At 72.8% G+C, this 13,179-nt stretch carries 13 protein-coding genes; 5 read left to right on the forward strand and 8 right to left on the reverse strand.

What is annotated here, in order from left to right; translation table 11 throughout:
* Positions 1–266: 266 nt before the first annotated feature.
* The 6 genes from SCK26_RS34365 to SCK26_RS34390 all read right to left on the reverse strand — a co-directional run bounded on the left by SCK26_RS34365 (position 267) and on the right by SCK26_RS34390 (position 3,873).
* Positions 267–716 carry an ATP-binding protein gene (locus SCK26_RS34365; protein WP_318205270.1) on the reverse strand — a complete coding sequence of 150 codons (450 nt, stop codon included), beginning with the start codon at positions 714–716 and terminating at the stop codon, positions 267–269.
* Between the two features lie 222 nt (positions 717–938).
* The gene (locus tag SCK26_RS34370; protein WP_318205271.1) at positions 939–1,112 is read right to left on the reverse strand and encodes a CsbD family protein; all 174 of its coding nucleotides are present in this window, start codon (positions 1,110–1,112) and stop codon (positions 939–941) included.
* Positions 1,113–1,193: 81 nt separating this feature from the next.
* Entirely contained in the window at positions 1,194–1,811 is a 618-nt protein-coding gene (locus SCK26_RS34375) for a DedA family protein (protein WP_318205272.1), read from the reverse strand.
* Positions 1,812–1,845: 34 nt separating this feature from the next.
* Entirely contained in the window at positions 1,846–3,090 is a 1,245-nt protein-coding gene (locus tag SCK26_RS34380) for a cation:proton antiporter (protein ID WP_318205273.1), read from the reverse strand.
* 5 nt (positions 3,091–3,095) lie between these two features.
* Positions 3,096–3,581, reverse strand: coding sequence for a cation:proton antiporter regulatory subunit (locus SCK26_RS34385; RefSeq protein WP_318205274.1), 486 nt, complete (start codon positions 3,579–3,581; stop codon positions 3,096–3,098).
* A 112-nt stretch (positions 3,582–3,693) separates the two neighbouring features.
* Positions 3,694–3,873, reverse strand: a complete 180-nt coding sequence (locus tag SCK26_RS34390; RefSeq protein WP_318205275.1) for a hypothetical protein — start codon at positions 3,871–3,873, stop codon at positions 3,694–3,696.
* Positions 3,874–4,127: 254 nt separating this feature from the next.
* Here SCK26_RS34390 and SCK26_RS34395 point away from each other — a divergent pair, with 254 nt between their 5' ends.
* From SCK26_RS34395 to pgm, 3 genes are all read left to right on the forward strand, one after another.
* Positions 4,128–5,639 carry an MFS transporter gene (locus SCK26_RS34395; protein ID WP_318206152.1) on the forward strand — a complete coding sequence of 504 codons (1,512 nt, stop codon included), beginning with the start codon at positions 4,128–4,130 and terminating at the stop codon, positions 5,637–5,639.
* 193 nt (positions 5,640–5,832) lie between these two features.
* Positions 5,833–6,582, forward strand: coding sequence for a chitosanase (locus SCK26_RS34400; protein WP_318206153.1), 750 nt, complete (start codon positions 5,833–5,835; stop codon positions 6,580–6,582).
* 113 nt (positions 6,583–6,695) lie between these two features.
* Entirely contained in the window at positions 6,696–8,336 is a 1,641-nt protein-coding gene (pgm, locus tag SCK26_RS34405) for a phosphoglucomutase (alpha-D-glucose-1,6-bisphosphate-dependent) (protein ID WP_318205276.1), read from the forward strand.
* A 39-nt stretch (positions 8,337–8,375) separates the two neighbouring features.
* On the opposite strand, the gene SCK26_RS34410 is transcribed toward pgm, so the two are convergent.
* Together SCK26_RS34410 and SCK26_RS34415 are read right to left on the reverse strand one after the other, a co-directional pair.
* Complete coding sequence (locus SCK26_RS34410) at positions 8,376–9,281, reverse strand: SGNH/GDSL hydrolase family protein (RefSeq protein WP_318205277.1); 906 nt, start codon at positions 9,279–9,281, stop codon at positions 8,376–8,378.
* Between the two features lie 106 nt (positions 9,282–9,387).
* A complete protein-coding gene (locus tag SCK26_RS34415) occupies positions 9,388–9,624 on the reverse strand; it encodes a DUF5133 domain-containing protein (protein ID WP_318205278.1) in 237 nt (78 codons plus the stop codon).
* Positions 9,625–10,010: 386 nt separating this feature from the next.
* Between SCK26_RS34415 and SCK26_RS34420 the strand changes: the two genes are divergently transcribed.
* Positions 10,011–10,535: a hypothetical protein gene (locus tag SCK26_RS34420; protein WP_318205279.1), complete on the forward strand. Its 525-nt coding sequence runs from the start codon at positions 10,011–10,013 to the stop codon at positions 10,533–10,535.
* 397 nt (positions 10,536–10,932) lie between these two features.
* Positions 10,933–13,062, forward strand: a complete 2,130-nt coding sequence (locus tag SCK26_RS34425; RefSeq protein ID WP_318205280.1) for a hypothetical protein — start codon at positions 10,933–10,935, stop codon at positions 13,060–13,062.
* Positions 13,063–13,179 lie beyond the last annotated feature (117 nt).

Below are 13,179 nucleotides of genomic sequence, written 5' to 3' on the forward strand. Positions count from 1 at the left end.
GGGTCGGGCCGGTCTCTCGGCCGCGCGGGCCAGGAGCGGGTCCTGCCCGAAGGTACTGGCCAGGTTGCCGGGGACGGCGGACTGACCGCTCCTTCCGGCACACGGGGTGGGACGTGGCGCCGCGATGGCCGCCGGGTTTCCTCACCAGCTCCAAGGCGGGCGGCCGGATGTCGAGGCCGCTCGCGCCGCGGCTCGCCGTCGACCGACGGCCGCAGGAGGTTGTGGCTGGCGGGCGGGGCCGAATGGCACGCGGGCCGGGTGTCGGGTCAGCCGGGCTGTTCCGTGGTCAGTGGTACCGTCACCGAGACTCGTTTGCCGTGGGACAGCCAGCTCACGTCCAGGTCTCCGGCGAGCATCGCCACCAGGTGCAGACCGTGGCCGCCGACCCGCCGCGGATCGGGCGGGCGCTTGCGCGGCGGCTCACGCGAGGTGTCCGTGACGGTGACGCGCAGTGCCCGCGCGCCGGGCAGCAGTTCCAGGCCCAGCGCACACGGGCCGGGCGCGTGCCTGGCCGCGTTGGTGACGAGTTCGCTGACCACCAGCTGGGCATCCTGGACCGGACGCCGTCCGGGGGCCGGCCGCGCCCGCGCGAGCAGGTCGGCGACCGCCTCTCTGGCCTCGGCGATGCTGGTGACGCCGGTGTCCCAGGTGCGGCTGTAGCGCTGGACCGCCGGGCGGTCCCGCGTCGTCGCGTGGGTCCTGAGCGGGATGTCCATACCTAGTTGCCCTTTTTCTCTGGGGTCAGGGGCCCTTCCTGTGCACAGGGGTGCCGTCCCTCCCCGGCTACCCGCTGGGCCGCCGGTCAAGGGGACGTTCGCGAGGAATCCCCCGGATGGTCACGAACGGCCCCGGCCCCGCAACGCGCGAACGGGCCCGGGAACTCCCGCGGAAGCGGAGGCCCCGGGCCCGTCGTGCGGCCGGACGGCGCGCACCTCGGCTCAGTGCTTGAAGACGTCCTTCGCCTTCTCCTTGGCCTGCTGGGCGTCACCCTTGGCGCCCTGCGCCCGGCCTTCGGCCTCCATGCGCTCGTTGCCGACGGCGCGCCCCGCGGCTTCCTTCACCTTGCCCTTGACCTGCTCGGTCTTGGCCTTGGCCTTCTTGTCGCCGGCCATCGTGTCACTTCCCAACGTGGTACGCGGTCTGTGGTCTCCCTCCGGATTGCCGCTGCGCCGCCGTCCAAACCCGCCGGCGGGTCAGCGGGCGCGCCGCCGCACGAGGCGGCGTACGACGAACCCCGCGATCACGACCGCGCAGGCGAGGACGACGTACAGCTGGTAGCGCCTGATCTCGTCGTAGATCGCGGTGATGTGGCTGCCCGCGACACAGGCCAGCGTCGTCCACAGGCCGACCCACAGGGCCGCGCCGAGGGCGTTGAACGCGAGGAAGCGGCGCCAGCGCATGCCGGTCGTGCCCGCGATGATGCCGTTGGCCTGGCGCAGGCCCTCCACGAACCGGGCCACGGTCACGATGCCTCCGCCGTGCCGGGTGAAGAACCGCTCGGCGGTCGCGAACCGCTCCGGCGTCAGCAGGACGTAACGGCCCCACCGGTGCACGAAGGCCCGTCCGCCGGCCCGGCCGATCAGATAGCCGAGGTTGTCCCCGGCGACGGCCGCGGCGAACGCGATGAGCGCCACGGCCGCCACGTTCAGCCGCCCCGCGCCCGCGTACACCCCCGCCGCGAGGAGGATCGTCTCGCCGGGCGCGGGCACCCCGAAGTCCTCCACGAGGACCACCGCCCCCACGGCCCAGTAGCCGTAGTGGCCGAGCAGCGGTTCCAGATGGGCCAGCGGTCCCGGGAGGGGCGACGACATGCCTCCACCGTACGTCGGTGCCGCCGGCCGGTGATCAGGGGCGGCTGACCGGGGTGTCCTGGTCGGGGACGACGGCGTCCGGGCCGGTCCCGGCCCCGGTGTCCGGTGCCGCGCGCCGGGCCCGCAGGCCGGTCAGCCGGAGGGCGAGCGGCTCGGTGTACCGGGCGGTGAGCGGGCCGAGCACGACGAGGATCAGCACATAGGCGGTGGCCAGCGGGCCGAGGTCGGAGTCGATGCCGGAGGTGACGGCGAGGCCCGCTATGACGATGGAGAACTCGCCGCGGGCCACCAGGGTGCCGCCGGCCCGCCAGCGGCCCCGGCCCGAGATGCCCGCGCGGCGGGCCGCCCACCAGCCGGTGGCGATCTTCGTGACGGTGGTGACGGCGGCCAGGGCGAGCGCGGGCAGCAGCACCGGCGGGATGCTCGCCGGATCGGTGTGCAGGCCGAAGAAGACGAAGAACACCGCCGCGAACAGGTCCCGCAGCGGTGCCAGCAGGTTGTGCGCGCCCTCGGCGACCTCTCCGGACAGGGCGATGCCCACCAGGAACGCGCCGACCGCCGCCGACACCTGGAGCTGCTGGGCGATCCCGGCCACCACCAGGGTCAGGCCGAGCACCACCAGCAGCAGCTTCTCCGGGTCGTCGGTGGAGACGAAGCGCGAGATGTGCCGGCCGTAGCGCACCGCCACCACCAGCACCAGGCCCGCCACGCCGAGCGCGATGGCCAGCGTGACGCTGCCCGCGGCGATGCCGGTCCCGGCCAGCAGGGCGGTGACGACGGGCAGGTAGACCGCCATGGACAGGTCCTCCAGCACCAGGATGCTGAGGATGACCGGTGTCTCCCGGTTGCCGATCCGGCCCAGGTCGCCGAGGACCTTGGCGATGACACCGGAGGAGGAGATCCAGGTGATGCCGGCCAGGGCGACGGCGGCGATCGGGCCCCAGCCCAGCAGCAGGGCCATGGCGGCGCCGGGCAGGGCGTTGAGGGTGGCGTCGACGATCCCGGCCGGGTACTGCGTCTTCAGGTTGGAGACCAGATCGCCGGCCGTGTATTCGAGGCCCAGCATCAGCAGCAGCAGGACGACACCGATCTCGGCGCCGACGGCCACGAACTCCTCGCTGGTGCCGAGCGGCAGCAGGCCGCCCTCGCCGAAGGCCAGCCCGGCCAGCAGATACAGCGGGATGGGCGAGAACCGCAGGCGGGCGGCGAGCCTGCCGAGCAGCCCGAGGCACAGGATGATCGCGCCGAACTCGATCAGGAAGACCGCGGAGGAATGCATCCCGATCACTCCCGCCCGAGTATCGCGGCGGCACCGTCCACGCCTTCGCGGGTGCCGATGACGATCAGCGTGTCGCCGCCGGCCAGCCGGAAGCCGGGGCCGGGGGAGGGGAACGCCTCGGCGCGGCGCAGGACGGCCACGATCGACACGCCGGTCTCCGTGCGCATCCGGGTGTCACCGAGCAGCCGCCCGTTCCAGTGGGAGGTTCCGGACAGCTCGATGCGTTCGGCCACCAGACCCAGCTCGGTGGTGGACAGCAGGGTGGGGCTGTGGTGGGTCGGCTTCAGGGCGTCGACCAGGGCTTCCGCCTCCTGTCCGGTGAGCCGGACCGACAGCGCGCAGGCGTCCGGGTCGTCGTGCCGGTAGGCGCTCACGGTGCGTGAGCCGTCCCGGTGGGCGACCACCGACAGGTGGCGGTGTTCGCGGGTCGTCAGGTCGTACCGGACGCCGATGCCCGGCAACGGTGTCCTGCTGGTGCGTGCGGTGCTCATGGCAGCCCCCCTGCTCGGCTTTGAAAGTTTCTTGGTAAAACTGTTACCAGAAGCTTATCCGGAACGTGATCGTCCCGGAGGGCCGAGATCGAGGGGTGTGCCGAGGCGGGCGCTAGGAGCGGGCGGCGCCGCCCATTCCCCGGCCGGGGCCCGGCTGGCAGGCGTGGCACAGCTCGTGTTTCCCGTCGTGGGTGACGACGGTGCCCCAGCCGAGGCACTGGTCGCAGTCGCGGGCGAGGGCCGGGTCGGGGTGGGGCGGGAGAAGGGGGCTGCGGTGGGCTCCGTGCGCCATACGGGGGACGGCTCCTTGAGGATCGGGAATCGCGTGGGAGGCGGGTTGGCAACTCTGTCCGACAGATTCCATTATGTCCTACTTTTTCCTTACGTCTGTGATGTGTGCCACATTCCCGCCGACCGGGCGGACGCGACTGTTCCGTTTCCGGTCCGGCCGGAAGGGCAGGCGGTGATCGAAACGGCGAGCGGAAGGAAGCGCTGATGAGCGGTGAGAGGTCCGGCGGGGAGGCCGCGTCCGGCAGGGAGCGGGAGATGGCGGGCGGAGCGCGGGTCCCGAAGGCCGTGGCCCGGCTGCCGCGCCAGGTCCGCGAGGAGCTGAGCCGCAGGCTGCACCGCAACCGGCGGGCCTTCGGCGCCGACGACGTCCAGGTCGTCGAGCCGCCGCTGCTGCGGCGCGCCGTCGGCGCCTCCGCGCTCGGCAACTGCATGGAATGGTTCGACTTCGGCGTCTACAGCTATCTCGCCGCCACCATCGGCAAGGTCTTCTTCCCCGGCGCCTCCCCGGCCGCCCAGGTCATCTCCTCGTTCGCGACCTTCGCCGCCGCCTTCGTCGTACGGCCCCTCGGCGGACTGGTCTTCGGGCCGCTCGGCGACCGGATCGGCCGGCAGAAGGTGCTCGCCACCACCATGATCATGATGGCGGCGGGCACCTTCGTCATCGGTGTCATCCCCGGCTACGCCACCCTCGGCCTCGCCGCGCCGGTGCTGCTCCTGCTGGCCCGCATGCTCCAGGGCTTCTCCACCGGCGGCGAGTACGGCGGGGCCACCACCTTCGTCGCCGAGTACTCCCCGGACCGCCGGCGCGGCTTCCTCTCCAGCTGGCTCGACTTCGGCACCTTCACCGGCTACGCCCTCGGTTCGGCGCTGGTCACCGCGCTGAACCTGGCCCTGACGGACGACCAGATGCTGTCCTGGGGCTGGCGCGTGCCGTTCCTGATCGCCGGGCCGCTCGGTGTCATCGGCCTCTACATGCGGATGAAGCTGGAGGAGTCCCCGGCCTTCCAGCAGCAGCTGGACGACCACGAGAAGGCTCTGGCGCAGGAGTCGGCGGGCAGCGAGTTCAAGGACATCGTGCGCAACCACTGGCGTGCGCTGCTCGTCTGCGTGGGCCTGGTGCTGCTCTACAACGTCACCAACTACATGGTCACCGGCTATCTGCCGACCTACCAGACCGAGACCCTGCACCGCGCCGGCGGCTCCGCCGACCTGCTGGTGCTCGTCGGCATGGTGTGGATCGTCATCCTGATCACCTTCCTCGGCCGGCTCAGCGACCGGGTGGGCCGGCGGCCGCTCTACGCCGTCGGCGCCGCCGCGCTGATCGTGCTCGCCGTGCCGGCCTTCCTGCTGATCAAGGCGGGCGGCACCTGGCCGCCGATCGCCGGGGTGCTGCTCCTGTCCACGCTGCTGGCCTGCTTCGCCGCGCCGAGCGCGGCCACCCTGCCGGCGCTGTTCCCGACCGCCGTGCGGTACGCGGCCATGGGTATCGGCTTCAACTTCGCGGTCGCCGCGTTCGGCGGCACCACGCCGCTGGTCACCGCCGCGCTGGTCGAGCTGACCGGCGACGACCTGATGCCCGCCTACTATCTGATGCTGGCCGGCGTCATCGGCCTGGTCACCGTCCGGTTCCTGCCGGAGAGTGCCCAGGTGCCGCTCAAGGGCTCGCAGCCGATGGTCGGTTCGCGCGAGGAGCGGCGCGAACTCATCGCCACCTCCAAGGAGCTGTACGCCTTCGCGCGGGAGCAGGAGCGGGCACGGCGGAGCTGAGCCGCGCCCGCGGGCTGTTCGATCCTACGAACTTCCCGCGGGGCCGGTTACCGGCTCACCCTCCATTTGATAGGAAACTTTCCTATCAGCGTTCCTCCGCCCCCCACTCCCGCTTGGAGCCCCTGTGGTCCGTCAACACCGCCTGTCCCGCCGGGCCGTCGTGGTCGCGCTGGGCGCCGTCGCCTCCGGCGCCGTGGCCGCCGTCGGCCGCGGCGGCACCGCCACGGCCGCCACGCCCGGCCTGGACGACCCCGCGAAGAAGGAGATCGCCATGAAACTGGTGTCGAGCGCGGAGAACTCCTCGCTCGACTGGAAGGCGCAGTACCGGTACATCGAGGACATCGGGGACGGCCGCGGCTACACCGCCGGCATCATCGGCTTCTGCTCCGGCACCGGCGACATGCTCGACCTCGTCGAGCTGTACACCCGCCGCCGGCCCGGCAACGTCCTCGCCGCGTACCTGCCCGCCCTGCGCAGGGTCGACGGCACCGACTCGCACGCGGGTCTCGACCCCGACTACCCGGCGGACTGGCGCAGGGCCGCCCGGGACACCGCGTTCCAGCAGGCCCAGAACGACGAACGCGACCGCGTCTACTTCGACCCCGCCGTCGCCCGGGGCAGAGCGGACGGGCTGCGCGCCCTCGGCCAGTTCATCTACTACGACGCCCTCGTCATGCACGGCGACGGAGACGACCCGACCGGCTTCCGCGCCATCCGCGAGCGCGCCCTGCGCGGCGCCGAGCCGCCGGCCCGGGGCGGCGACGAGCGGGCCTACCTCGACGCCTTCCTGGACGCCCGGGTCTGGGCCATGCGGCAGGAGGAGGCGCACAGCGACACCAGCAGGGTCGACACCGCGCAGCGGGTCTTCCTGCGCCAGGGCAACCTCGACCTGAACACCCCGCTCGACTGGAAGGTGTACGGCGACAGCTACCACATCGGCTGAGCCGTCCCCCGGCGATGCGCCCCCGCCGGTGGGGCGCACTCGCACCGCGCGCCCCCCACGGGGAAAGATGTGCGGTGAGCGAACGATCCCACCGACGTGGAGGAATGCTACTCATGCCGCATGAACGAGCCGGCCGGCCGGCCCGTCCCGAGGACCTCGTCGACGTGGCCCGGCTGGTCACGTCGTACTACACGCTGCACCCCGATCCCGCCGACCCGGCACAGCGGGTGGCGTTCGGCACCTCGGGGCACCGGGGCTCGTCCCTGGCGAGCGCCTTCAACGAGGACCACATCGCCGCCACCAGCCAGGCCATCTGCGAGTACCGCGCCGCCCAGGGCACGGACGGCCCGCTGTTCCTGGGCGCCGACACCCATGCCCTGTCCGAGCCGGCGCGGGCCACCGCGCTGGAGGTCTTCGCCGCCAACGAGGTGAGCGTGCTCATCGACGGCGCGGACGGCTACACGCCCACCCCCGCCGTCTCGCACGCGATCCTGACCCACAACCGGGGCCGCACCTCGGGCCTCGCCGACGGCGTGGTGGTCACCCCGTCGCACAACCCGCCCGCCGACGGCGGCTTCAAGTACAACCCGCCGAGCGGCGGCCCGGCCGCCTCCGACGCCACCTCCTGGATCCAGGACCGCGCCAACCAGATCATCGCGGGCGGCCTGAAGGACGTACGCCGGCTGCCGTACGCCCGCGCGCTCGCCGCGGACACCACCGGGCGCTACGACTTCCTCGGCACCTACGTCGCCGATCTGCCCGGCGTGCTGGACCTGGACGCCGTCCGCGCGGCCGGGGTGCGCATCGGCGCCGACCCGCTCGGCGGCGCCTCCGTCGCCTACTGGGGCCGGATCGCCGAACAGCACGGCATCGACCTGACGGTGGTCAACCCGCACACCGACCCCACCTGGCGGTTCATGACCCTGGACTGGGACGGCCAGATCCGCATGGACTGCTCCTCGCCGTACGCGATGGCCTCCCTCATCGAGCAGCGCGACCGCTTCCGCATCGCCACCGGCAACGACGCCGACGCCGACCGGCACGGCATCGTCACCCCGGACGCGGGCCTGATGAACCCCAACCACTACCTCGCGGTCGCCATCTCCTACCTCTTCCGGCACCGCGAGCAGTGGCCGGACGCCGCGGGCATCGGCAAGACCCTGGTCTCCTCCGGCATGATCGACCGGGTCGCCGCCGACCTCGGCCGGCGGCTGGTCGAGGTGCCGGTCGGCTTCAAGTGGTTCGTGGACGGACTCGTCGGCGGCGACCTCGGGTTCGGCGGCGAGGAGTCGGCCGGCGCCTCCTTCCTGCGCCGCGACGGCTCGGTGTGGACCACCGACAAGGACGGCATCATCCTCGCGCTGCTCGCCGCCGAGATCACGGCCGTCACCGACAAGACGCCCTCGGAGCACTACGCCGATCTGACCGGCCGCTTCGGTGCCCCCGCCTACGCCCGCATCGACGCGCCCGCCACCCGCGAACAGAAGGCGCTGCTCGCCAAGCTGTCGCCGGCCCAGGTCACCGCGGACACGCTGGCCGGGGAGCCGGTCACGGCCGTGCTCACCGAGGCGCCCGGCAACGGCGCCGCGATCGGCGGTATCAAGGTCACCACCGACAACGCCTGGTTCGCCGCGCGGCCCTCGGGCACCGAGGACGTCTACAAGGTGTACGCCGAGTCCTTCCTCGGCCAGGACCACCTCGCCCGGGTGCAGGAGGAGGCCCAGGCCGTGGTGCTGAGCGCGCTCGGCGGCTGACGCGGCGCACGGGGCGGCTCCCGGCGGGGCCGCCCCGGTTCAGCCGCGGCCCCGCTCCAGCCGGTCCAGCACGGCCCGTGCCATGGCCGCCTCGCCCCGGGCGTTGGGGTGTGCGGGGGCGGCGGGCGCGGCCGGCCGGAGCGGCTCGATCCAGCGGTCCGCGGGTGCCTGGCACATGTCGTGGCCGGCCGTGGGACCGTAGGTGTCCACGAACTCGGCCCGGTTCGCCCCGGCGACCAGCCGCAGCATCCGGTTCAGCCGCTTCTCGGTGTCCCGCAGATAGGGGAAGTCGCCCCGGGCGAACGGGACCTGGGGGAAGCAGCCGCTGCCGTCGTCGGGCAGCAGGGCGGGATAGCCGACGACGAGCACCCGGGCGTGCGGGGCGCGGGCGTGCACCGCACGCAGCACCCGGTCGACCTTCGGGGCGGTACGCAGCACGGCGAGCGCGAGTTCGTCGCGGCCCGAGGCCCGGTACGCGCGCTCGCAGGGGTTGCCCGCCAGGTCCTGGGCGGCGAGGCGGGCGCAGGTTTCGATGATCGGCCCGAAGCCGACGTCGTTGCCGCCGATCTGCACGGTCACCAGGCCGGTGTGCCGGTCCAGCGCGTCGAGCTGGGGCGGGTTGCCGCCCTGCGCCCGCCACATCTCGGCGGTCGTGGCCCCGCCGCAGCTGACGTCCGTGAACGTCCTCGGGTGCCGCTCGGCGGCCACGAGGGAGGGATAGTTGTGGTCCGAGCGGGCGCAGCCGGCGTCCACCTGCGCCGGGATGCCGGGGCCGGAGGTGTAGGAGTCGCCGAGCGCCGCGTAGGCGACCGGGGGGCGGCCGTGTCCGCCGGGGTGCGCGGCGGCCGGTGGTGCCGTGGCGGCCCCGGCCAGGACGCATCCGCCCAGCACCGCCGCCAGTGCGGCGGCCCGCAGCCGTCTCGCCGGACGCCTCTCGCGCGCCATGCGCCCTCCCCCTGTGCTCGTCCTCGCCCGTTCGACTGGGTCTGTATACCGCCCGGTGCCTCGCGGCGACCAGAAGCGGGAGGCGACGAGTTCGGGGGAGGGGCGGTCAGGCCCCGGCCGTCTGGAGGAGGGAGTCGTCCTCCGGGCGGGCACCGGAGAGGCGGTGACGGGCCGCGATCAGGGCCATGTCGACATCCCGGGTGCCGGTGGCCACGCACAGCGTGTACGAGATGTCGGCGAGCCGCTGCCGGGCCTCGGGGGTGCTCTCCTCGGCACCGAGCAGGGACAGGGTCTCGTACTGGGCGATGAGGTCCTTCAGTACCGCGGGGTGTGCCATGAGCATGCGCTTTGCCTCCTGATGGTCCGCCGGACTAACGAATTCGCAGCCCTGATACCCCCGCGGCGCGCGTACATGCCCCGCCCGGTCCGGCGTGCCGGGGCCGGAAACCGCCGTGTGGCCGGGAATGAGCCCCCTCACAAGCGGCGGCCCCCGTTCCGTGGCCGGCGCAACGGCGCGTCCACGCCAACGGTGTCCCGCGCGTCACCGCACCGGAACGCCCCGCCGCTCCCTCCCGTCCACCACGCCCGGAGTGCGGTGATACGAGAAGCGGTGTGTCAACACATCGTCATCGCGACTTCTTCACAGGGCAATCACTTTCGGCCGAACCGGCTCCGGCTCCGTGCACGGGTGCAGACGCCGCACACGGCCCGTGCCTAGCCTCCCGGGCCATGCGATCACCTCTGCCGAGACGCCTCGGTCTCACCGCCGTCCTCGCCTTCCTCCTCGCCGTCTTCGGTCTCGTCCCGAGCGCGAGCGCCGACCCCGCGCCGACCACCCTGGCCTTCGCCACGGACACCGCCACCACCACCCCCGGCGGCACGGTGAAGCTGTCGATGACGCTCACCAACAACAAGACCTACGACGTCTGGTTCGTGTACCAGACCATCGACCCGACCTGGCTGACCACCCAGCGCCCGGACCTGAAGTACAGCTTCACCGGATGCAGCCTCGCCACCGCGGCCGGCAGCACCCCCTGCTCCGGTACCGGCCCGAGCAACCTCGGCGGCAACTACGGCGCCACCATCCCGCCCGGCCAGAGCCGGACCGTCACGCTGACGCTCCAGGTCGCCGCCGACTCCGGCTGCAACGGCAACATCGGCTTCTACTCGTACTACTACGCCGAGTTCAGCGACACCAGCAACACCAACGGCGGTCCCGTCTACACCCCCGAGACCCGGGTGCTCTGCGCCTGACGGACGCGACGGCGGCCGTGGCCCGGTGACTTGAAACGGCTACGGCCGCGGGCCGGTCGCGAGGCGCGCCACGGCCCATCGCCCGGCGGACCGCATGGTCCGCCGGTACGCCGTACGACGGCCGGACCAGCCCGCCGGACCCGCCCCGCGTCCTGTACCACTCGCGCGGCGGCGACGGGAAAACGGCCCGCCGGGTTGCCTCGTCGGGCGACCGGCGCGCGCCAATTTCCGTCATGTTTCGTATCTCGAGCACAAAAGCTCCACAGAGCCATCACCATGTGACGCGACGGATGCGCCGACGACCGGCTTCTGAGGGGGACGCCGGCGTCGCGCGAGGGGGTGCGTCCGCTCCATGGGAGCCGTGCTCACCCCTGTCCGGGGAGGGGACTTCACCGCAATGAAGCGGACCATACGCACCACCGCCCTGACGGTGGGCGCGCTCATCGCCGCGCTCGGCCTGCCGGCCGGCCCGGCCCAGGCCGACACCACCGCACCACGCATCGACCTCAGAGTCCTGGTGGTGAGCGACGGCGGCCCGGCCACCGACGCCATCGCCGCCGAACTCGACGCCGCCGGAACGCCGTACACGAAAGTCGACCTCGGCCGCGCCGACCGGCCCACCATCGACGCGGCCTTCCTCGCCGACACCGTCGACGGCCGCCCGCGCGCCAAGTACCAGGCCGTCGTCCTGCCCAACGACAACCCGTTCGCGGCCGGCAGCGCCGAGATGAGCGCGCTCGCCGCCTACGAACAGACGTACGCCATCCCGCAGGTCGACGCCTACACCTACGCCCGGCCCCAGGTCGGCCTCCAGGTCCCCACCCTCGGCGGCTACTCCGGCAGTGTCGACGGCATCCGCGCCCAGGTCACCGCCGCCGGGCAGGCGGGCCCCTTCGGCTACCTCGACGGCGCGGTCCCGTTCGAGGACAACTCGCCGACCGTGGGCGAGAGTTACGCCTACCTGTCGACGCCGGCCGCCGGCGCCGACTTCACGCCGTACGTGCAGGCGCCCGTCCCCGGCACCTCCAGACAGGGCTCCCTGGTCGGGGAGTACCGGCACGACGGCCGGCGCGAACTGGTCGTCACCTTCGTCTACAACCAGTACCAGCAGCAGTTCCGGCTGCTGGCCCGGGGCATCGTGGAGTGGATGACGGGCGGGGTGCACCTCGGCGCCGCCCGCAACTACTTCGCCGTCCACGTGGACGACGTGTTCGCCGCCGACGACCGCTGGGACACCGAGCTGAACTGCACGCCCGGCGATGTCGACTGCGCGAACGGCGCGGGCACCCCGAACCCGATCCGGATGACCCCGGCGGACGTCGACTACGCCACCACCTGGCAGAACAGCCACCGCTTCACCCTCGACCTGGTCTACAACGGCGCCGGCAGCGTCGACCAGCGCGAGGACAACGACGGCGTCGACCAGCTCGCCGACAAGCTGATCGCCGACCGGAACCAGTTCCGCTGGGTCAACCACACCTACACGCACGCCTTCCTCGGCTGCGAGCAGAACGTCACCGTCGTGCCGTGGACCTGCGCCACCAACTTCGACGGCAGCACCAAGTGGGTCGGCCTCGCCACGATCGACTACGAGATCGCCACCAACCGCGTCTGGGGCCAGAGCGCCGGACTCCCGCTGGAGAACGACGAACTGGTCACCGGCGAGCACTCCGGGCTGAAGCTGCTGCCGCAGCAGCCGCAGGACAACCCCAACCTGGCGCTCCCGCTCACCGTCGAAGGCGTCAAGTGGATCGCCTCCGACAACTCCCGCGACCCCGAGCAGCGCCGGGTCGGCCCCGCCACCACCGTCTCCCGCTATCCGATGAACGTCTTCTACAACGCCGGCCGCGCGGCCGAGCAGGTCGACGAGTACAACTGGCTCTACACCAGCCGCGCCCAGGGCGGCAGCGGCATCTGCGAGGACAACCCGGCCACCACCACCTGCCTGCCGGCCCCGCTGGACACCGCCACCGGCTACACCGGCCACATCGTGCCGCTGGAGACCCGGATCGCCCTCGGCCACGTGCTGTCCAACGACCCCAAGCCGCACTTCATCCACCAGTCCAACCTCGCCGAGGACCGCATCGCCTACCCGGTCCTCAACGGCGTACTCGACACCTACGACGCCCTGTTCGCCGACAACACCCCGGTGGTCAACCTGCGGATGAAGGCCATCGGCGCCGAACTCCAGCGCCGCGCCGCCTGGAAGAGCGCCGTACAGGCCGGCCGGGTCACCGCCTACCGCGTCGGCACCACCGTCACCGTGCAGGGCCCGAACGGCACCGCCGTCCCCGCCACCCTGCCCACCGGAACCACCCTCGCCGGCACCGCCTACGGCACCGCGTACGCGGGCGCGGTCTCCGGCTGGACCGCCTCCCCGGGCACCCCGCTCACCTTCACCCTGCCGGCCGCCGCCGCCGCGCCCTCCGCACACCCGGCCGCCACTCTCGCCGCCACCGCCCCGGCCCCGCGCACCAAGGTCCCGGCGGGCGTCACCGAGCGGGCCGCGCACACCCCGGACAGCTGAACCGCGCACCGATCCCAGGGCCCGTCCGATCGTTCCCCGCGAGGGGCGGACGGGCCCCGGTCCCGCCCGCCCACCGGCGGGACGGGACCGCACGACCACCCCACACCTCGGCCGTGG

It is taken from the genome of Streptomyces sp. SCL15-4 (assembly GCF_033366695.1).
Lineage (GTDB): Bacteria > Actinomycetota > Actinomycetes > Streptomycetales > Streptomycetaceae > Streptomyces.

Excerpts from the sequence above, each read along its gene's own strand:
- SCK26_RS34365 (WP_318205270.1), bottom strand. The coding sequence starts at position 716 with ATGGACATCCCGCTCAGGACCCACGCGACGACGCGGGACCGCCCGGCG.
- SCK26_RS34370 (WP_318205271.1), bottom strand. The coding sequence starts at position 1,112 with ATGGCCGGCGACAAGAAGGCCAAGGCCAAGACCGAGCAGGTCAAGGGC.
- SCK26_RS34375 (WP_318205272.1), bottom strand. The coding sequence starts at position 1,811 with ATGTCGTCGCCCCTCCCGGGACCGCTGGCCCATCTGGAACCGCTGCTC.
- SCK26_RS34380 (WP_318205273.1), bottom strand. The coding sequence starts at position 3,090 with ATGCATTCCTCCGCGGTCTTCCTGATCGAGTTCGGCGCGATCATCCTG.
- SCK26_RS34385 (WP_318205274.1), bottom strand. The coding sequence starts at position 3,581 with ATGAGCACCGCACGCACCAGCAGGACACCGTTGCCGGGCATCGGCGTC.
- SCK26_RS34390 (WP_318205275.1), bottom strand. The coding sequence starts at position 3,873 with ATGGCGCACGGAGCCCACCGCAGCCCCCTTCTCCCGCCCCACCCCGAC.
- SCK26_RS34395 (WP_318206152.1), top strand. The coding sequence starts at position 4,128 with ATGGCGGGCGGAGCGCGGGTCCCGAAGGCCGTGGCCCGGCTGCCGCGC.
- pgm (WP_318205276.1), top strand. The coding sequence starts at position 6,696 with ATGCCGCATGAACGAGCCGGCCGGCCGGCCCGTCCCGAGGACCTCGTC.
- SCK26_RS34410 (WP_318205277.1), bottom strand. The coding sequence starts at position 9,281 with ATGGCGCGCGAGAGGCGTCCGGCGAGACGGCTGCGGGCCGCCGCACTG.
- SCK26_RS34415 (WP_318205278.1), bottom strand. The coding sequence starts at position 9,624 with ATGCTCATGGCACACCCCGCGGTACTGAAGGACCTCATCGCCCAGTAC.
- SCK26_RS34420 (WP_318205279.1), top strand. The coding sequence starts at position 10,011 with ATGCGATCACCTCTGCCGAGACGCCTCGGTCTCACCGCCGTCCTCGCC.
- SCK26_RS34425 (WP_318205280.1), top strand. The coding sequence starts at position 10,933 with ATGAAGCGGACCATACGCACCACCGCCCTGACGGTGGGCGCGCTCATC.